Origin of the sequence: Corynebacterium sp. 239_CJEI (assembly GCF_001055995.1) — a bacterium.
Lineage (GTDB): Bacteria > Actinomycetota > Actinomycetes > Mycobacteriales > Mycobacteriaceae > Corynebacterium > Corynebacterium jeikeium_D.
Genome location: NZ_JVOW01000020.1, coordinates 42,405 through 62,677, shown reverse-complemented (window position 1 = coordinate 62,677; position 20,273 = coordinate 42,405). Strand labels below are relative to the sequence as shown.

Annotated in this window: 13 protein-coding genes and 2 pseudogenes; 2 read left to right on the top strand and 13 right to left on the bottom strand. The window is 59.7% G+C overall.

From position 1 onward, the window contains the following. Positions 1–36 precede the first annotated feature (36 nt). From ADB08_RS05965 to ADB08_RS05930, 8 genes and pseudogenes are all read right to left on the bottom strand, one after another. Positions 37–2,268 (bottom strand): 3-hydroxyacyl-CoA dehydrogenase NAD-binding domain-containing protein, encoded by a 2,232-nt coding sequence (locus tag ADB08_RS05965; RefSeq protein WP_049171775.1) that lies wholly within the window; start codon positions 2,266–2,268, stop codon positions 37–39. A gap of 74 nt (positions 2,269–2,342) precedes the next feature. Further along, complete coding sequence (locus tag ADB08_RS05960) at positions 2,343–3,578, bottom strand: acetyl-CoA C-acetyltransferase (protein WP_048760224.1); 1,236 nt, start codon at positions 3,576–3,578, stop codon at positions 2,343–2,345. 225 nt (positions 3,579–3,803) lie between these two features. After that, complete coding sequence (locus tag ADB08_RS05955) at positions 3,804–4,805, bottom strand: siderophore-interacting protein (protein WP_049171772.1); 1,002 nt, start codon at positions 4,803–4,805, stop codon at positions 3,804–3,806. A 40-nt stretch (positions 4,806–4,845) separates the two neighbouring features. Continuing rightward, entirely contained in the window at positions 4,846–5,652 is an 807-nt protein-coding gene (locus ADB08_RS05950; protein ID WP_049171770.1) for an ABC transporter ATP-binding protein, read from the bottom strand. A gap of 36 nt (positions 5,653–5,688) precedes the next feature. Next, complete coding sequence (locus ADB08_RS05945) at positions 5,689–6,744, bottom strand: FecCD family ABC transporter permease (RefSeq protein WP_049171768.1); 1,056 nt, start codon at positions 6,742–6,744, stop codon at positions 5,689–5,691. Next, positions 6,741–7,661: pseudogene (locus ADB08_RS05940) on the bottom strand (FecCD family ABC transporter permease). The gene ADB08_RS05945 and the pseudogene ADB08_RS05940 overlap by 4 nt, the downstream one beginning before the upstream one ends. A 122-nt stretch (positions 7,662–7,783) precedes the next feature. After that, a pseudogene (locus ADB08_RS05935) lies at positions 7,784–8,853 on the bottom strand (iron-siderophore ABC transporter substrate-binding protein). Positions 8,854–9,024: 171 nt separating this feature from the next. Continuing rightward, a complete protein-coding gene (locus ADB08_RS05930) occupies positions 9,025–9,879 on the bottom strand; it encodes a class I SAM-dependent methyltransferase (RefSeq protein ID WP_239660028.1) in 855 nt (284 codons plus the stop codon). A gap of 93 nt (positions 9,880–9,972) precedes the next feature. Here ADB08_RS05930 and ADB08_RS05925 point away from each other — a divergent pair, with 93 nt between their 5' ends. Continuing rightward, positions 9,973–11,151 carry a glycosyltransferase family 4 protein gene (locus ADB08_RS05925; protein WP_049171766.1) on the top strand — a complete coding sequence of 393 codons (1,179 nt, stop codon included), beginning with the start codon at positions 9,973–9,975 and terminating at the stop codon, positions 11,149–11,151. Here the strand turns inward: ADB08_RS05925 and ADB08_RS05920 are convergent. Continuing rightward, the gene (locus ADB08_RS05920) at positions 11,131–12,963 is read right to left on the bottom strand and encodes a hypothetical protein (RefSeq protein WP_049171764.1); all 1,833 of its coding nucleotides are present in this window, start codon (positions 12,961–12,963) and stop codon (positions 11,131–11,133) included. The genes ADB08_RS05925 and ADB08_RS05920 overlap by 21 nt on opposite strands. A gap of 82 nt (positions 12,964–13,045) precedes the next feature. Then, positions 13,046–14,206 carry a DUF3068 domain-containing protein gene (locus ADB08_RS05915; RefSeq protein WP_048734381.1) on the bottom strand — a complete coding sequence of 387 codons (1,161 nt, stop codon included), beginning with the start codon at positions 14,204–14,206 and terminating at the stop codon, positions 13,046–13,048. A 196-nt stretch (positions 14,207–14,402) separates the two neighbouring features. On the opposite strand from ADB08_RS05915, the gene ADB08_RS05910 reads away from it, so the two are divergent. Beyond that, the gene (locus tag ADB08_RS05910) at positions 14,403–15,683 is read left to right on the top strand and encodes an acyltransferase family protein (RefSeq protein ID WP_049171762.1); all 1,281 of its coding nucleotides are present in this window, start codon (positions 14,403–14,405) and stop codon (positions 15,681–15,683) included. Positions 15,684–15,689: 6 nt separating this feature from the next. On the opposite strand, the gene ADB08_RS05905 is transcribed toward ADB08_RS05910, so the two are convergent. From ADB08_RS05905 to ADB08_RS05895, 3 genes are all read right to left on the bottom strand, one after another. Next, the gene (locus tag ADB08_RS05905) at positions 15,690–19,301 is read right to left on the bottom strand and encodes an alpha-(1->3)-arabinofuranosyltransferase domain-containing protein (RefSeq protein ID WP_049171760.1); all 3,612 of its coding nucleotides are present in this window, start codon (positions 19,299–19,301) and stop codon (positions 15,690–15,692) included. Between the two features lie 29 nt (positions 19,302–19,330). Continuing rightward, positions 19,331–19,525, bottom strand: coding sequence for a DUF2613 domain-containing protein (locus ADB08_RS05900; protein WP_005510537.1), 195 nt, complete (start codon positions 19,523–19,525; stop codon positions 19,331–19,333). A 196-nt stretch (positions 19,526–19,721) separates the two neighbouring features. Next, positions 19,722–20,201 carry a universal stress protein gene (locus ADB08_RS05895; protein WP_005510532.1) on the bottom strand — a complete coding sequence of 160 codons (480 nt, stop codon included), beginning with the start codon at positions 20,199–20,201 and terminating at the stop codon, positions 19,722–19,724. Positions 20,202–20,273: the final 72 nt, after the last annotated feature.

Sequence of the window (20,273 nt, the reverse complement as noted above, 5' to 3'; positions counted from 1 at the left end):
AACAATTCCAGCAACCGGGGTGCGCTCGGGGTAGTCCTACTTCTTCAGGGACTCCGGAGCGTTGAAGCGCTCACCGTGCTTAGCGGCCAGCTCTTCGGCGCGCTCGACGAAGCCCGCGACGCCGCGGCGCTCCGGGTGAGCTGCGGCCGGGTCGACAACAGTGGCGCCGTCGTAGTTCTTAATGAACTGGCGAGTACCACCGGTCCAGGCCGGGTAGCCGATACCGAAGATGGAGCCGATGTTGCCGTCGGCGTCGTGAAGCAGAACGCCCTCGTCGACGCACTTCTGAGTCTCGATGGCCTCGATGAAGAGCATGCGGTCGACCAGCTCCTGCAGGTCGGTGTCCTCCGGAGCGATCGGGGCGATGTTCAGCTCCTCACGGAGCTCATTGAACAGGCCCGGCCAGAGACCGGAGCGCTTGCCGTCGACGTACTCGTAGAAGCCCTTACCCTCGAGCTTGCCCGGGCGCTCGAACTTGTGCAGCATGGCCTCGACCAAAGCCGGTACGCCGCCCTCGTCCAAGGTCTGACCTGCAGCCTCGGCGGCAGCGCGGGTCTCGCCAGCGATCTTCTCCATGAGTTTGAGGTTAAGCTCGTCGGCAAGCTGGAGCTGCGGTGCCGGGTAACCAGCCTGGCGACCAGCGGCCTCGATGATGGCCGGGTCGTAGCCCTCAGCGACCATACGCAGGGCCTCGTTGATGACGGTGCCGATGACGCGGGAGGTGTAGAAACCGCGGGAGTCGGTGACAACAATCGGGATCTTGCGGATTGCAACAGCGAAGTCCAGCGAAGCGGCGAGGATAGCCGGGTCGGTGTTGTCGCCGGAGATGATCTCAATCAGCTGCATCTTGTCCACCGGGGAGAAGAAGTGCAGGCCGATGAAGTCCTTCTCACGCTTGACGTGGGAAGCCAGCTCGGTGATCGGAAGGGTGGAGGTGTTGGAGCCCAGGATGCAGGTCTCCGGAACTGCAGCCTCGATCTCGGCGTGAACCTTGTGCTTGAGGTCGGTGTTCTCGAAGACGGCCTCGATGACCAGATCGACGTCGGAGAGGTCGTCGTAGGACTCAGTCGGCTTGATGCGGTTCAGCAGCGCTGCGGACTTCTCCTCAGTGGTGCGACCGCGCTTGAGAGCCTTGGCCTCCAGACCTTCAGAGTAGGACTTACCGCGCTCGGCGTTCTCCAGGGAAATGTCCTTCAGGACAACTTCCATGCCAGCCTTTGCACACACGTAGGCGATACCTGCGCCCATCATGCCGGCGCCGACAACGGCAACCTTCTTGAACTCGCGCTTCGGGTACGGGGTGCCGTCAGCCTGCAGCGGGCGGGAGCCGCCGCCCTGAGCATGATTGAGGTCGAAGAAGAACGCCTGCATCATGTTCTTCGACTGAGTGCCGGTGACCAGCTCGGTGAAGTAGCGGGACTCGATACGCAGTGCAGTGTCGATGTCGACCTGAGAGCCCTCGATGGCAGCCTGCATCGCAAGGCGCGGAGCCTTCATCGGGGAGCCCTTGAGCTGCTTGGTCAGGTTTGCCGGGAAGGACGGCAGGTTCATTGCGAACTTAGGAGTCTTCGGGTCACCGCCCGGGATCTTGAAGCCCTTCTCATCCCACGGCTGTGCGGCCTTGGCGTCTTCGCTGGTCAGCCATGCACGAGCGGTTTCGATGAGCTGCTCCGGAGCAACAACCTCGTCAACGAGGCCAGCTGCGAGAGCCTTGCCCGGGTTCATCTGAGCGCCGGTCAGAATGACCTTCATCAGCGCGTCCTGAATGCCCAGCATGCGTACGACGCGGGAAACGCCGCCGCCACCCGGCAGCAGGCCGAGGGTGACCTCTGGCAGGCCAATCTTGGAACCGCGGACATCGGCAGCAACGCGGTGGTTAGCAGCCAGCGCGACCTCGAGGCCGCCGCCCAGTGCTGCGCCATTGATGGCAGCAACAATCGGCACCGGGAGCTTCTCCAAGCGACGCAGGGAGGCCTTCATGTCCTCGACCATGCCGAACATGTCAGCTGCATCGTCTTCAGTGGCCTTGGACATCTGCTTGATGTCGCCGCCTGCGAAGAAGGTCTTCTTCGCAGAGGTGATGATGATGCCCTTGATGGAGGTCCCAGAGCCGTCGCCAATTTCGTTTTCCAGGCGCTCCACGGTGGCGCGGATGTCGTCCTGGAAGGTCTTGTTCATGGTGTTGACCGGCGCATTCGGGTCATCCATGGTGAGGGTGACGATTCCGGCGTCGTCCTGATCCCACCGGAACATGTTATCTGTGCTCATAAATCAGTCAGTCCTTTGTGGTTATCGCGGTGTGACCGCGGTAATTGTCGCTGTGAGTTTCGTTCCGGTTTGCTTTAGACGCGCTCGATGATGGTTGCAACACCCATGCCGCCAGCCACGCAGAGCGAGATGAGAGCGTAGCGGCCACCGGTGCGGTGCAGCTCGTCGATTGCGGCGCCGGTGATCATGGCACCGGTTGCACCCAGCGGGTGACCCATGGCCATTGCGCCACCGTTGATGTTGAGCTTGTCGTAGTCGATGCCCAGGTTCTGCTGAGCGTGCTTGACGACGGCGGCAAACGCCTCGTTGATTTCCCACACGTCGATATCGTCGACCGTCAGGTTGGCCTTGGCCAGAGCCTCACGGACAGCCGGCTCGATACCGGTGAGCATGATGGTCGGCTCGACACCATTGACGGCGGTGGCGACAACGCGTGCGCGTGGGGTCAGACCCATGTCTGCGCCGGCCTTCTCAGAGCCAACCAGAGTCAGTGCAGCGCCATCGACGATGCCGGAGGAGTTACCTGCATGGTGGACGTGGTTAATGCGCTCAAGCTGCGGGTACTTCTTCAGTGCAACTGCGTCGAAGCCGCCCTGCTCACCCATCATGGTGAAGGCTGCGCGCAGGCCGGAGAGGGACTCTGCGGAGACGCCTTCGCGGATGGTCTCATCACGATCGAGGATGGTCAGGCCGTTAGCGTCCTTGACTGGGACGACGGAGCGGTCAAAGCGGCCCTCAGACCAAGCCTTTGCGGCACGAGCGTGGGAGAGTGCTGCCATCTCGTCGAGGGACTCACGGTCAAAGCCGTCGAGCGATGCAATCAGGTCAGCGGAAATACCCTGCGGGACGAAGTCGGTCGCAAACGAGACCTGTGCGTCCATCGCCATTGCACCGCCGTCGGACATCATTGGCACGCGGGACATGGACTCGACGCCACCGGCGAGGACGAGCTCGTCCATGCCGGAGCGGACTTTCTGAGCAGCCAAGTTGATGGCGGAGAGGCCCGAAGCGCAGAAGCGGTTGATCTGGACACCGCCGGTGCGGTACGGCAGACCTGCGGTGAGTGCTGCGGTCCGGGCAATGTCCGCACCCTGGTCGCCGACCGGGCTGACGCAGCCAACGATGAGGTCGCTGATGCGCTCTTCGTCCAGGTCAGGGAAACGATTGCGGATTTCGTCGATGAGGCCGACGAGAAGCGATACCGGGCGTACCTCGTGGAGGGAGCCGTCCTTCTTGCCCTTGCCGCGCGGGGTGCGAATTGCCTCGTAAATGAAGGCTTCGCCGCCCGGCTGAATGGTGGCGGAAGTCATGTGTTTTTACCTCACAGATTCGTCGTAAAGTGTCGTGCGTCACTCTATAACGAATGGCGGATTGCCGGGGGTGATTTGAGGGGTGCTGGGGAGGAAGTTGACTCGCTGTAGTCTCCCACCTGCGGTTATGGGAGAAACCGGGGGTAATTACATAAGTAGTTTGAGGACAGTCAGCCTTCCAATCCGGCTGAGTCTCAGCCGGTTGGCAGCGCAAGAGATTTAAAACTATCCCTTCGCAGCGTAACCCCGCTTCCAATACCCCATGAACGACACCTGCTTCCTCGGGACGTGGCATTCCTTCACCAGCAGCCTCCGCATCCGAATCACCGCTGAAGACTCACCTGCAATCCAAAAGTAAGTCCCGGTTAGCCTCGGATTCGGAGATTCGGTGTTGGCCTTGTCTTCGCCGCTGGAATTGGAAATATCTTCACCCGACTGTGAATAGCTTGGGGTCTCCCACACCAGAAAGCTGGGGTCATCCTCGCCCGTCGACGTAGTGGTCGCCGCCGTATTCCCCTCGAGAACGTTCGACAGTGCTTCTTGTGAGACCGGGCTTAGCGCATTGCTGACAAGCTTCACCAGATTGGAGTACAGCAGCTCGCCCGAAGTGTCGTGCTCATCTTCCGCTCGCGCCAGCCACTTCACCGAGACTCCAGATGGCACCTCTAGCTTCTGGGCATCGCTTGTACATGGAACCTCAATAAACACTTCTCCCTGCACTCCCGCTGGCCATTCCTCCAGGGTCTTCGCAATTGCAGGTAAGGCAGTTTCATCTCCAAGCATCACGATGCGACTACTAGCTCCAGGGGCGAATTCGATGCCGCTGCCGGATTCATCATCTCGTGTCGGTGCGATGATGAGCAGCTCATCGCCGATCTGTGCCTTTGAAGCCCATGCAGACGCTGGCCCAGCGGCATCGGGGTGTAGCACGAAATCGATGTCGAGTTCATCGGGAGCGTCGTCTGGCAAGTTGCGCCGAAAAGCGCGGATGGAATACGTGCGGACATAGCCGCGAGTGTCGGGGTCAAGGGTTTTCCAGGTGGCGAACCAATTCTCCTCCGGCAGCTCTGGAAGCTGACCAGCGGCTGGGATAATGACTTTGATACGGAGGTCCCGAATCGTGTCCTTCGGCCCGACATTCTCCACGTCGTGAAGTGTTATGCGCTGAAAGTGCGGGGAAATCTGTTGCGTGCGGGCAACGCGGACGCGGTGTGGCTGGTATCCCATGGGAATCCTTAAATCTGATGAGTTACTTACATCTACTGAGCTAGTACTGGGCTAATTTCGAGTGGTGGCGCCCAATGGGCGTAACCGTGGGTAGCCCTGAGACCGGATCGGTAATAATCAGCGATTCGAGGTCGAACGCCTCCCGGGTCAGCTCTTGTGTGAGCACGTCGACAGGCGCTCCTGCGGAATGCAGTCGTCCGTCGCGCATGGCGACGAGAACATCCGAATACCGAGCAGCCAGGTTGAGGTCGTGCAGCACCATGATGATGGTGGTGCCTCGGCGTTGATTGAGATCAGTTAGTAGATCCAGGACTTCTAGTTGATGTTTTAGATCTAGGTAGGTTGTAGGTTCGTCGAGAAGCAGCACATCGGTTTGTTGTGCGAGTGCCATTGCAATCCACACACGTTGACGCTGGCCGCCGGAGAGCTCTTCGACGCACCGCCCTGCGAGGTCTGCGACTCGGGTAGCTTCCATAGCTTCGGCGACGATGTCGTAGTCGGCTGAACTCCAGCGACCCAGAATTCCCTGGTAGGGGGTTCGACCACGGCCGACTAAGTCTGCGACAGTGATGCCGTCAGGAGCGATAGGGGTCTGCGGAAGCAGCCCGAGCCGCTTTGCCAATTCGCGGGAAGAATAGGAACCTAGCTCCTTGCCGTCCAGCTCGACGGATCCAGCTGATGGCCGAATCAAACGAGCTAGCGTACGTAGAAACGTTGATTTGCCACAACCATTTGGTCCGACAATCGAAGTAATCTTGCCTGCTTCGAATGACAAAGTCAGGTCTTTCACAATGGGTTTTTCCCCATATCCAGAAGTAAGGGACTGAGCATTCAGTTGTGCGGACACGGTGAGTGACTCCTTGGTTTGATGAACAAAGCGCAGCTATCGAGATGTTCTGACGAGCAGATAGATCAAAAAGGGTGCTCCGAGCGCGCCGGTAATAACTCCGACGGGATAACGCGTGCCGAAGAGGTATTGGCCGGCTAAATCTGCGACAAGCACCAAGAATGCTCCAACCAATCCAGATGGCACTATGAGGTTCGCGCCGGGCCTAAAGATTCGCATCGCGATCGGGCCTGCCATGAATGCGACAAATGAGATTGGTCCGGTTGCGGATGTCGCCACTGCGATGAGCATGACGGCGCCGACAATAAGAGCTCCGCGAAGCAGGTTCACGCGCAGTCCGAGTGAGGTGGCGATGTCGTCGCCAAGCTCCAAGATTGATAGCCTGTGCGCGCCAATCAAGAGCAGCGGTGTTACGACAAGAACGGTAATAACCAGCGGTAATCCGCGCTCCCACGAGATGTTATTCAGCGATCCAGTCAACCAACGTGTGGCCGTCGGCAGATCCCACGCGGAAGCCTTCGACAGCACGTAGGTGGTCCATGCCTGCAGCATCGCCGCAATGCCGATTCCCGTCAGGATCAGGCGAGTGCCGGCAAATCCCGATTTCAACGCCAGCAGGTAGGTCAGAGCGGCCACGCTTAACGACGCCATCAGCGCCACCGTTGACACGGCAGTCTGAGAGGCCTGAAACAGCACAATCATGGTCGAACCAGCAGCGGCCGCACCAGCGGAAATACCGATAATGTCCGGTGAGGCTAACTGGTTTCGCAGCATCGTTTGGAAGATTGTTCCTGATACGCCAAACGCGAAGCCGGCGACAATTGCAATCGTGGCGCGTGGTAGGCGTAGCTCTCCCACTGTGAAAGATGCCCCGGGGACGGTGTCACCGCGAATGACGCCGATGACATCGGCAAGGGAATAGAAGGAATCTCCAAGCATGAGACTCAGCAGCCACAGTACGGCCGTAATCGCTGCTAGAACCAATAATGTGAGCGTAAAACGAATTCGGGCGTGACCGCGTTGTTCTTGGATAGCGGTCGCTAATTCGCTGGCCCTATTCTGCGGGCGCGTTTCGGGGGCGAGGTTTGTCATAGTTCCCGCATCCTTGTCTGTCGCACGATCCAAATAAACAGTGGAGCTCCGAGGAAGGGCATGATGATGCCGACAGCAATCTCGGATTGGTCACCGACGAGGCGCCCGACGGTGTCAGCAAGCGTGAGCAATACTGCTCCTGCCAGAGCGCTTGCTGGGATGAGAACGCGGTGGTCGGTTCCAAGGATCATCCGGAGTACGTGGGGGACGATGAGACCGACGAAGGCAATCGGACCGGTGACGGCAGTGGTGGTCCCGCAGAGCAGCACCGCGCCGAGTGTTGCCAGGACTCGCGTGCGGGTTAAGTTGATGCCGAGGCTGGTGGCGACATCATCGCCAAGGGAGAGTGCGTTGAGGCCGCTGCTGGTTAAAAAGACGATGACGAACCCGAGCCCAAGTAACGGGAAAGCGACCGTCAGTGATTCCTACTGCGCACCGCTGACGGAGCCGATTTGCCAGTTGCGGAATTCGTCCATGACATCGGCGCGCGGCAACAAGATGGCGCTGGTCAAGCTAGATAGGGCGGCGGCCGTGGCAGCTCCAGCAAGAGCTAGCTTGAGTGGAGTGGCTCCGCCGTGGCCGATTGATCCCACGCAGTAGACAAACACTGCAGCTGCGAAGGCGCCCATTGACGCAACTAGCATTGTCGGCAGTGTGCGACTGATGTTGAAAAAGGTGATACCGATAACAACTGTTAGAGAAGCGCCAGCAAGAACGCCGAATATTCCGGGGTCCGCAAGCGGGTTTCGAGTAACAGCTTGAAAGGCTACGCCCGAGGTGGCGAGCGCTGCACCCGCGCACAGTGCCAGCACGGTACGCGGAATGCGTGTCCACGCTGCAGCTTCTCCCGCGGTGTCGGTAGCTCCACCTAAGGCGGAAAGCGCCTCGGTGAACGTAATACTGCGTATGCCGAACATAACCGACAGGACCACCGATACCAGTCCAAGTATCAGCAAGAGAACAAATACAGCTGACTTGGTGGTCGTCGAAGGAGGGGGAGTGGACTTTGTTGAAGCAGCATGGACTGAGGTTGGCACTATTACTTCTTCAATCCTTCGTTAAGCGCTGCGAAGTAACGGTCGATGCCCCAAGGGATGGAGAGCGGTGAGGGGTTCGAGGCGGCTCCTAGCGGGCCATCTTCAAGGAAGGCAATGTTGCCGTTCTTCACCGCCGGAATCTTGGAAAGCAGTGGATCCGCCTGCATATCCTTGACGTTTTTTCATCCTCGGCTTTATCGCCCGAGGAGTAGGAGATGATGACATCGACGTCATCGAATTGCTCCGGGTTCTCAGTGGAGACTTCAACCCAGAACTTGTCAGCAGTCTTGGACTGTTCCTCGACGATCTTCGGTGCTGCAAGACCGTGGTTTACAAGGAATCCCATGCGTGGATCTTCGGTGGAGTAGAAACCAAGCTTTGATGGGTTGGAGCTGCCACCGAAGGAGGTAAAGAGTGCTTTCTTGCCCTTGAGGTTCGGGTACTTCTCAAGAGCGTCGGCAATAGTGGTGTCCAAGTTCTCGGACAGCTTCTTGCCCTCATCGGCCTTGCCGATCGCCTTGGAGCTAATCAGAATCATGTCTTCCAATGATGTGCCCCATGCCATGTCGGGGTAGGCAATGACAGGCGCAATCTTGGAGAGCGTGTCGTAGTCCTCCTGAGAAATTCCGGAGTAAGTAGCAAGAATAATGTCAGGCTTTGTGTCTGCGACCTTTTCAAACGGGATGCCGTCGGTTTCATCGAAGAGCACCGGCTTCTTGTCGCCGGAATCTGCGCCGAGTTCCTTCAGCTTGTCTTCAACCCACGGGAGGATGCCATCGCCGTCATCGTCACCGTAGGTGGCCTTGCTCATGCCAACGGGCACTTGTCCCAGAGCAAGCGGTACTTCATGGTTCGCTCAGCCGACAGTCGCGATTCGCTGCGGTGCCTCTTTGATAGTGGTCTCGCCGAACGCGTGCTTGATGGTCACAGGGAGCTGTGTGTTGGCGTCCGAGGCGCTGACACTACTGGCGTTGTTTTCACTGCTCGTGTCGCTGCTTCCGCAGGCTGCCATGGTGAATGCGATGGCTCCGCTGGCCACCGCGATTGTCAGGGTCCTGAAGGTTTTGTTCATGTAGGTCCTTTGTTTGTGCGAAGAGTCTCGTTGAGTACTCCCGAGCCCAGCATTCTACCGAATGTCGGAAACAGTAACAAAGGGCAGGCTATCCTAAAAGCAGGGGTGGTATTGGGGGGCTAGGGTGACGGTTTGCGTTCAGGGGCTCTAAAGGCTTCCTCTATGAACCCCCTACCGCTTCCGCAGCACCAGCACCAGGTTCGACACCGCGAACTCGCGGAGCCCCGGCACGTGCACCATCCACCAGGCCCACCATGGGTGGTAGCGCGGGAAAGCGGCCAGCAGCTCGCAGTCGCCGGCCTCCGCGGCAGCGCGCGCCCACTTCAACCCTTCACCGCAACCGACCTTGAACAGGGACTCGCCAAAGTAGTTCTTCGGCCGCTTGCCATGCTTCTTCTCATACATGCGCCGCGCGCGGTCACCTCCCAGGTAATGCGTCATCCCCATCTCGTGGCCGCCGAACGGGCCGTACCAAATGGTGTACGAGTAAACGACCAAACCACCCGGCTTGGTCACACGCAGCATTTCCTCGCCCATCGTCCACGGCTCGGGCACGTGCTCGGCAACGTTCGACGAGTACGTTAGGTCAAAAGCATCATCGCGAAATGGCAGCTCCAGCCCCGATCCGCGTACCGACGACTCCAGCTTGATCCCCGCCGCCGCCATCTCACCCACATCGGGCTCGCAGGTGTAATACTCCACGCCACGCTGGGCAAATGCGCGGCCAAAGTACCCAGGGCCGCCGCCGACATCAAGGATGCGCTTGCCACGCAGTGCGGTATTCGTCGTAACGCTTGACGACGTGCCCCCTGTGTCCGTCGACCCCGCCGCACCATCCGCCCCAGCTGCGATGCCTTCCAACAGGCCGATGGTGTCCTCAGCCAGGTGCCCGTAGAAGATATCGGGATCGGTTTGCTCGTATTTGAAGTCGTTGAGCAGCCCGAATGAGCGCGACAGCGTAGCAAAGCTGCGCAGCTCTTTCAGAGCGGGCGGGACGATAAAAGCGGGAAAGCGAAAGCTGGTCACGTCAAACAATCTAATGGACTGGTTGGGTTTGGGAGTATGGATTTGAGCTAAAGCGGCAACGAAAGCCGCGCCGAGCGTTAGGCTCATATTGTTATGAAAATCTTACTGTTGTGTTGGCGCGACACTGGTCATCCCGAAGGTGGAGGTAGTGAGCGCTATTTGGAGCGCGTCGCAGGTTACCTTGCCGACCAAGGTCACACCGTGGTGTTCCGCACGGCCAGTTACCCAGACGCACCAGCCCTTTCGCGTCGTGATGGCGTGACGTTCTCCCGCGCTGGTGGAAACTTCTCCGTCTATGTGCGCTCCTGGACCGCGATGCTGGGTGCGCGATTTGGCGTGGGCCCAATTGCCAAGGTGCTCGGCGGCAAGCCGGATGTCGTGGTCGACACCCAAAACGGTGTCCCCTTTTTCGCGCGGATTTTCTCCGGCGCACCGACGGTGCTGCTAACACATCACTGCCACCGCGAACAGTGGCCAGTGGCAGGGCCGATTATTAGCAAGCTTGGGTGGTTCATCGAGTCGCGTCTGTCGCCGATGATTCACCGCCGCTGCCGCTACATCACAGTTTCCGAGCCAAGTGCCGCTGAACTGGTAGAACTTGGAGTGTCGCCGGGGCGCATCGCGGTAATCCGCAATGGTGTGGACCCGATTCCGGAGGAGTTGCAGTCGACCGAAATCATGGCGGACCTATCCGAGTGCGACGGTCCAGCACCGCATTTGGTGACGCTGTCGCGATTGGTTCCGCATAAGCAGATTGAGCACGCCATCGATGTGCTTGCAGATCTTGTACAAGATCGTCCAGGTGCGATTCTCGATGTTATTGGCTCGGGGTGGTGGCACGACAACCTCGTGGAATATGCCCGTGACAAGGGCGTTTCGGGCCACGTCGTCTTCCACGGGCAGGTCACCGAGGCGGACAAACACCGCATCCTCTCCAAGGCGTGTCTGCACCTGATGCCTTCTCGCAAGGAGGGTTGGGGGCTCGCCGTCATCGAATCAGCGCAGCACGGCGTGCCGACGGTCGGTTACCGCTCCTCGGCGGGCTTGCGCGATTCGGTCAACGACGGCGAAACTGGCCTGCTGGCCAGTGATGAAGCTGACCTGATTGCCAAGACACGACAGATTCTCGATAACGACGAACTGCATCGCGCAATGTCCAAGGCCTGCGTCGCCCGTGCCGCGGAATTTGGCTGGGACAAGACCGGTGAGGCAGTTCTGAATGTCTTGGAAAACCCAACACTGGATAAGTTGCTACCTGCGGCGGGGCAGTAGCGCTTCCATTACTCCAGTCAGTAGCCCCGCCAGCAGCCCAGCGAGTAGGCAAAGAGTCCAGATTCCAAAGGCTGTCCACGCAGCTGCATAGGCCCCCTGGCTTGGTTGTGTGGCCGGCTCGATAACGCCGGGGACATGGTATAGCTGCAGGTCAGGTGTTTCATAGACGGGGTCTAACGCTGCCACAATGTCAGCGGAGTCGCCGAAGTTGCCGGGCGAATTCTCCACTAGGACCCAGCCAACGCCTTGGTCTCGAAGCCTCTGGAGCGCAGACTCAAGCTCCTCGTGTCTCTTCGCACCACCGAGTAGCGTGCGCTCAACGGTTGTGGCTCCCTCGCCAGACACCGACTGCCCAGAGACAATCAGTTCGCCAGAGCTCACCACCGGAGCGGGCAAAATCTTCGTAGCCGGGTCGAGGACAGGACGCCCATTAATAATGCGGTAAGAACCGGCAGGTAGAACCGCAACGCGATCGTCGTCAAGCGCGACCACACCGGAAACCGCCGACCAGCCCTCCCATGACGGAATGGGGCGGAGCGGCGCGACATCGGCGGGCAGCGTGGGGACAGCGGCGATGATGATGAGCGCGCTGACGCCAGTAGCCAGCCACTGGCCGATATTGGCGGTGGCCCCGCGAGCGCGGCGTGCCAGGTACTCCGCACCGCTGGCGGCGAGGATGACATAGGCGGGGACAGCGAGAGCGATCCACTTCTGCGCATCACGAAGCAGGCCCGCGCCCGGGATGTGCTCCAGCGCCCAACCCATCATCAAAATGCCCGGCGTTGTTGCGGCGAGAGCCACGAGCATGATGGCCGTGGCGCCGGTGATAATCAGCCCCCGCCAGCGCTCTTGCGAATGCCAGACACGACGGAATCCCAGACCCATAAGCACCAGGAGTGCCAGCACCATAATCGCCGAAAAACCAACCTCGCGGGTCAGCGGCACAGCCTGCTTATTCCAGATGCCACCCAACCCCAACAGGCTGCCGAGCGTGCCGACGTGTGCCTCTGCTCTGGCCGCAAATGCGGCAGCGCCAGCCACATCGGAGGACCCAGCTGCACTCGGGTTCAGCAAAGATGCCACTAGCCACGGTGAACTGACCGCTACTGTTGTGGCCACAATCCAAGCGCGGTCGCGGTTATTGCGAGCGGTAACAATGCCGGTGATACCAGCCAAAAGGGCACCGGTCGGCGTGAGACCCGCAGCGGCAATTGCGCTGGTGCGCCACAAGGCACTACCCATCTGCGTTGCCAGAACAACTGCCGGAAGCAGCAATACGGCGATGACCAGTGACCACTGTCCCTGGAGCAAACGCTCGACCACAAACGGGTTCCAGAGCAGCATCGTCGGTGCAATCAGCTGGCTGGCTAAGCTCGGAGTCATGGGTACAAGGCCCGCACCGGATGCGCTACTGGTGCCCGAGCCGTGGCGAGTGAATCTGCGGGCGAGCTCAGCAGCTGCAAGACCACCAATCAAACAGGCGCCCACCATGCCGAAGCGCACCCAATGGCTGGCATCCACAAAGTAGCCCAGTGCCCACAGTGCGGTGTCCTGCGGAACAGCTCGTGCCGCAGCGGGGCCGAGTCCCAGGGCTGCGTCGGTAAGCGGTGGGTGATTGGGGATGACCATGTCGCGCAGCAGAAACATCGGTGCCCCAAAGCGACCATCGGCCGGGGCCTTGTGGGGCACAAAGAGCGGCCAGCACACGGCAGCGGTCAGCAGGAGAATCCACGACAACACAAAAACCCAGGCGACTCGCTCCGAATGAGAGCGAGCCGACTGGGTCAGAGTAGTGCGGAAACGTTGTGTCACGTGCCCTATATTAAATTATTTTTCGCTTTCCTCAGTGAAACTTAGGGTAAGCGAGAGCCTTGAGGCACCGTAGTTCGGCGTCTTAGGCAGACTTGCTGCGAACACGGAAGCCAATCACGATGAGAACCAGGCCGAGGATACCGAGGATCCACGGTGCGACAGTGCCACCGATAGTCAGCGACTTACGGGCTTCCTTAGCACGGTCCATCTGGCGGCCCTTGGAGCCTTCGTCCCACTGAGCGGTGTACTTCATCGCGGTACGGTTCTGCTCCTTGGCTTCCTTTTCACGGCCAGCCTTGGAAGCAATTTCTTCAGCTTCCTTGTCGTCCTTGGCGTAGAACATGAACATCTCTTCAGTACCGTTGACGATCACGCCAGAAGTCGGCTCGACGCGGACAGTACGGACGTTGGTGTAGTAACGATCCAGCTCGACGTCGTCGTCACCCTCCAGACCCCACTTGTGAGCCGGGAAGCTCAGGCGCATGGAAGCCAGCGAGGACTTGTCAGCCTCGGTGAGCTTGCGGCCGTCGCGAGTGAAGTGCTCGGTCAGGGACTCGTAGAGGTTCTGCGGCGGAATGGTCATGGAGTACTTGTAGACCTTGACGCCATCCTGAGTTTCCTCACCGACGAAGTCAATCTCGAAGTTACGCATCGCCTGGACGTCGTAGTACGGGTAGGACTTCTTCTCAGCACCAAACGGGAACTGGTACTGGATGCCCGGACGGGTGAACGTCGGCGGCTTGGTGTCCGAACCACCCTGCGGTGCGTTAATAGCAACGCTGGAGATCGGGTCATCTACCGGGTACGCAGTGCTGCGGTCGACGGTGATGCGGTCGAGGGTCGCATTGATGAGGTTCTTCGGCTCTTCGCGGTCATCGCGCAGCAGAGTGGTACCGACCTGGAGAGTTGCAATCTTGTCGTCAGCCGGCTCCTCGATCTCAACGTGGCGCTTCGACTGCATCGGAGTCTTGTCGTTGATGAAGCAGTGGACCGGGAGATCGCGCTTCTCTTCGTCCGTCTCTGCCTTGCAGCGCGGGTCATTCTTGCGGTTTGGCGTTGGCTCATTCTTGCCCAGCTGGCTGGAGTCCAACAGAGTGCCGTCGCGCACCTCCGTGATGGTATCGCTCACAGTGTCAAGTGGGATGACCCGGAGGCGAGGCACCAGGAAGGTTGGCAGAAGGACGGCAATGACAATCAATGCAGCACCGATGATAATCAGTGCATGTCCGAGAGTTCTCTTCATCAGCGGATAGTCCTTTAACTGTACGTAACTTTCTGCTGCAAAACCTAGCAGGAAGTTAGGAGTTATGTGGTGTGTTTTTTAAAAATAACTTGTCGGGAAAACAAAAGAGTTTTGGAAAAACCGGCCTGAACAGGACTTATTTCATAATAAAATACAAGTGATTTTACTCATTCCGGTATCCGTGTAAGAAAGTACTATGACGTCCAAGGCATATGCGGCAGCGCCAAACGCTGGGCAAGACACAGTGTCGAGCTCTGTGCCGAACTCTACGCCGAACACTGTATCCAGCTCGGGATCCAGCACTGCATCGAGCTCTGCCACCACATTCCGCCCAGGCTTCCTGCCTTCGCTGGAGGGCCTGCGAGCTGTGGCTTCGATGGGCATCATCGGCACGCACGTCGCATTCCAGACCGGGCATGATGTGGGAGCCCTGTGGGAGCGCATCCTCGGCCGCTTCGACTTCTTCGTGGCCGTATTCTTCGTGCTGTCCGGATTCCTGTTGTGGCGTTCTCACCGCTCGGGTTACGGCGGAATTCCCCGTCGTAAAGCATTGTCCGATGCCGACGGCGGACGGAAGAAGAGCTGGGCGAAGTACTACAAGAAGCGCGTCGCGCGCATTATGCCCGCGTACTGGGTGCTAGTGCTTATTGTGCTCATCGCACTGCCGGTGGGGCGCGGCGCGGATCTCAAGATTTGGCTAACAAATCTGACGCTGACACAGGTGTATTTCTCCGGCTCGCTGCACGGTGGGTTGACGCACCTGTGGTCGTTGTCGGTGGAGGTCGCGTTCTACATCTCGCTGCCGCTGTTTGCCATTGGGCTTAGCCGGTTGGACCCGCATCGCCAGCAGGGGCGCCGCATAGTGGCAATTTCCCTGCTTGCGATCTTGAGCTTCGGCTGGCCCTACCTGCCACTGCCGTACCCAGAAGGCGTTAACCCGCATATTCAGCCGATTGCCTACTTTTCCTGGTTCGCAGCTGGCATGATTCTCGCCGAGCTGGAATCGCTCCAGGGCGTCGATACCGATGCCGCCCGCGCGAAGGTGGAGACCATGCAGCGCTGGGCACGCCGCCGTTCGCTGTGGCTGGCGATCGCCGTTGGTGCGCTGGTTCTGGCTTCCTACCTGGGTCCCGAAGGGCTAGTCGAGCTCACCAACTGGGAATTCACCCGCCGCCTGCTGTGCGGTCTGGTCTTCGGTGCCGCCATCATCGGCCCCTGGACGATAGCGCCGGAGTCTCGCTTCCTTGAACACCCCATCATGCAGGCGCTAGGGCGCTGGTCGTACGGTATCTTCCTCTGGCACGTGGCGATGCTCTCCATTGCATTCCCGCTGCTTGGCGTGAAGCTGTTCACCGGACATCTGCTCAGTGTCACCATTGTCACGGTCGCACTGTCGATTCCGGTGGCCGCCGCCTCCTACGCGCTCGTCGAGGAACCTGCCCGCCGCTTCTTCGCACGCGTCTGGGTCAACCGCTAACGGCTTTTAATCAGCGGTGTTGTCGGTGTCGCTAGCATCTCTGTCGGTGTCGTCATCAGCACCGCCACCGGAAAGCATCGAGCAGCACGCCACGATTGTCAGCGCCGCCGTCAGCAGTAACTGAAGCGGCCAGCCGGCACCGGCGTAGTCATCCTTTGGCCATGGGTTCGCCGCCAGCACCAAGCCCGCAATCGACATCATCGCAGCAAGCGCCACAATTAGTGCATTTCGCACGTTCAGCCATGGCTTGACGACGTCCCCACGCTTCCGTGCCCAGAAAACCGCACCAAGGGTAGCGGCAACCACCACGAGGGCAACGACCACGCCAGGCCAGCTGGATACCAGGGTCACTGTCGCGGCAGCCGCAATGCCAAAAGCCGCCCGCGGCAAGTCATTGCCCAGCGAAGATGCGGAAATCGGGGCGGTGAGAGCGAATCGTCGCCAAGCGAAAGCCAGCCCCACAGCGACCAGTGCGTACACAGCTGCGAGTGCGCCGCCTGCGAGGATTCCAGTACGCCAGGTCTGCTGCGGTGGATAGGTCAGCTCGACTGCACCACCAATTCCAGCCGGAATCGTCCAACCCTGCTGCCAACCAGAGACCGTTACCGGCTTCATGGCGGCACCTCCGACACGAAGTTCGTGGCCAGCATTGACAGAGATTGGCAGCCACACGATGCGATCGTGGTCGGCAGCCTCAATGGGATTGTTCAGGTCGATTGGCGTGGCTTTCTGCTGCTCAGCTGACGGTGCGAAGTAGTCAGTCGAGGTGAGCGATACCCAATCGGACTTGGCATCGATGCGCCATGGCCCCGGCGAGAGCTCAATCTCTTCACCACAGGTCAGCCCGCGGTGATCAGAACCGTCACCGCGCTGGAGGCTGGCCCACGGGTCTCCGATGCTGCTGCGGCAGGTATCAGCATCGACCTTCACCTTTACCGGCTTCGGAACGGTGAACAGGCGCACCAGCGTGCCCTCGTGAATCTCCTGGCCAAAGACCCAACGCTGAGCCAGCGACGAGGAATTCGGTACCACCGGGACACGAACCGGCGTGAGGTCCTCCGCTATATCCTCGGCGGAAAGCTCCGCTTCTTCATCGGAATCGGGGTTGCTGGATTCGAATGCGTCGAAGCCAGTGTCCCGCTTTGGAATCACCAGTCCTAGCTCGGAGATAGCAAACCCCACAGGAGCAATCTTTGCTGTGATGAGCACAGATGTGGTCTTGCCGCCGGGCAGCGGAATGCGGGTCGTCTCACCCGGGACCAACTGTACGGAGCTGGAAGCTGTATCGGTCTGGATGCGCAGTTGCGCCGGAACGCGAGCACCGGTCAGGCTGAGCACTGCGTTATCGGTCGGTTCCTTCCACGACAGCTTGACCCACTCAGCCTGACTCTTGCCCGCCAGGGGTTCCCACCAGGTGGAGGTGTCGCCGTCGAGCATTGCGTTGACCGAGTGGTCAGCCGATGCACCACCGACGTTGTATGGCTCAGAGGCCGACGATGAAACCTCAATTGTGGCGCGACCCGTTGCTGTCTGCGTCAGTGGCAGTCCCGCGACGGGGTAGTCCGGAACGAGGTTGCGGACATATGAGTCCTCGTCTTCGGCCAGGATTGCCGACTCCGCTCCGACGACTTCACCATAGTTGCGGCCGCGGCGTGCGGGAGTGTCGGTGACAGTGCCGGCGTTCTTACCGGACAGGATGCGCACCGGGGCATCGGAATCGACCTCATCAAGCCGCGGGAGCACTTCAGGACCACCGGCGACCAGCGGTACCTGTGTAGTGTCCACCAACCGCGGCGAAAGGGCCCGATTGCGCAGCTCCTTCGGGCCCGCGCCCCAGATCTGGATAGCGGTATGGCCGTCCTCGTCCGTGAACTCCGCCACCTTTTCCATGGTCGGGGAGTCCTGCAGCGTGGAGGTGATGGCACGCAGTGAATCGCCCCTCGAGGTAACTCTCAAGTCGTGGCGGACCAGCACATAGCCGATGCCATTGTTGCGCAGGGTGGCATCCAGCGCCGGTACCTCACGGCCCCGAGTCAGCGAATTGCGCAGACCATCGAGGCCGCGAATCGCCTCTGGGGGCACTAGTGGCACGGTATCGCGGACGGCCCAGGGCACGTCGGCAAGCGGCTGGAGCGGTTCGTCGCGAGTATTGCCCCATGTCTGATCAGCAAACGGAGATGACGGCATCACCAGCGTGCGGGTGTCCTCGCCCTGCTCATTCAGCCAGTCGGCAGCTTCGTGCCAGTAGCCCGGAACCTCGGAAAAACCGCCTGCCGGAGCGAGGCGGGCGCTCCACGCAGGGGCGGTGGCACTGGCGATAACCACCAGAACCAGCATCGATGCGATAGCGCGCGGGTGCTTCTCAGGGTGCAGCCACTGCTGCCAGCCAGTGGCTGCTGAATCGCTCGCCGGCTCGTTCTTGTGCTCGTTCGCCGACTCTCGCCACGGCCATGGCAGCTGGGCTGTCGCATGAGCGAAGCCGATAACAAGTGGCAGGCGCACAATTGTGTCGAATTTGTGCAGGTTGCGTACTGCTGCGAGCGTGGAATCGAGCACCTCTCGAGCCGATTCCCACACCAGCCCGAATGGCTCCGTCCAGGCCGCCACGATGACAAGCCCGATGAGCAGCATCATCAGCCACATCCGACGCAGCGGCAGTGAGCGCATGACCAAGCCAAGCAGACCAATCGCCGCCACAGCCAGAGTGGCGTAAATGAGGATGGGCTCCGCGACCAGCGCATTTCCGCCGACTCGCTCGAAAGAGACAAACGGGGTCCACGAAGTGGAGCCGCGGAGCGTCTCGCCGAGACTCAACCAACGAGTGGTCACGCCGGAGGACTCGATGTAGTCCGTAAACGGTGGCGAGTACTTGCCCAGCAGTAGTAGCGGCACGATCCACCACATGCTGACCGCTGCACACGCAGCCAGCCAACCGCCGAGCATCGCCCACGCACGCCCGCGGCGAGGCCCCGTAAAAGCGAAGAAGAGCAGCATCAGACCTGCGGGGATGCAAGCCGCAGCTGTACTGACCGCATTGACCGCGCCAGTGCACAGTACCGCTAGACCGGACAGCAATACGGCGCGGGCAGTCGCGCGCCAGGGCAGTTCCTCGCGCCGGGCCGCGACCCGTAGGAGCGGAAGCAGAATCCACGGTGCCAGCGCTACGGGCCAGGTCTCGGACGAAATCGCGCCCAACGTCGTAATCACACGCGGCGACAACGCGTACAATAACGCCGCCAGTACGCGAGAGGTATGCGTGCCGACGCCTATAGCTTCGGCCACGCGATATGCGCCGGTAAAAGCCAAGCAGAGAGTAAGGCTCCACCACAGCGCCTGGATCAGCCAGCCGGGCGCTAGGACATCGGGCAGCAAGCTGAACAGCGCGAAGAATGCGCCCTGCGGAAAGAGATAGCCATATGCCTGGTTTTGGAGCTGTCCCAGTGTCATGGTGTCTGACCACATGTTGAGCGAGGCGGACAAAAACCCGATGGGGTCTTCTGTCAGGTCGTGCTTTGTGTCAGCGACAGTCTTGCCGGGGGACTGGATGAATGCCAGCAGGCACAGCAAAACCCACCAAGGTACAAGCACGCGCTTACGCGCTCGAACAAAGGTGGGCATAGCGTTAAAGGAGGGTTAGCGTTAAGGGCTTAACGCTGACCGTACTCGACACCGCCAAGCAGAGCGTCATCGGTGGAAACAGCCTGTGCTTCCGGAATTCGGTCTTCGGTCAGAGCCTGGCCGATGCCGAAGATAGCGGCACCACCGAGAAGGGCGCCAATGAGCGCCGAGGCCAGGGCAGGGCCAACGCTACGACGCTGCTCGGAATCAGTTTCGTATGCCATGTTGAGGACTCCTCGTGTGCATTAAGTCAATACTGTTTATAAAACTACACTCTGTGACATCTGTAAACCAGTGGAACAGCTGGGAATCTCTCCCTGCCTTGAATTTTGGGTGGTTTCAGCGGTCATTGAGTTTTCTTAGTTGAGAGATTAACCCATTTTCTATCAGCTAAGTAAGTTTTTAAAAATTTTCTAGAAATTATTCCTTTTCCCCCGGAACGACAAGGACCGGGCGGCCAGCATTCTTCAGCAACGCGTCAGAGGTCGAGGCGGTAAACAGACCACGCAAACCAGTCACACCGCGAGTGCCGGAGATAATCACGCCCGCATCGAGGTCGTGAGCTGCATCGACGATGGCCGACCAGATAGTAGTTTCGGTCTCTACCAAGTAAGGCTCGGCGACGAAGCCGGCCTCAGCGGCAATCTGCACACCCTCACGGCAAATACGAACAGCCTCGTCGTGTGCCGGATCGCCGTCTTCAGTAGTGGCATCCCAGTCGGGCTGCATCATGCCGGAGGCGCCAGCAGTGCGAGCAGCAGCACGCTGTAGAGGCTCCCAGGCAGTCAGAATGTAGGCCTTCTTAACGCGCAGCAGTTTTCCGGCGTAGGCCAGCGCCCGCTTGGCTTCGTCGGAGCCGTCATAGGCAATGAGCATGGAATCAGAAATCGGTTCAACCATTTTCAGTTCAATCCTTACGTCAGAGATAGCCGAAAGACTGTCAATAGATACAGAAAAAGAGATGTCGCTGTA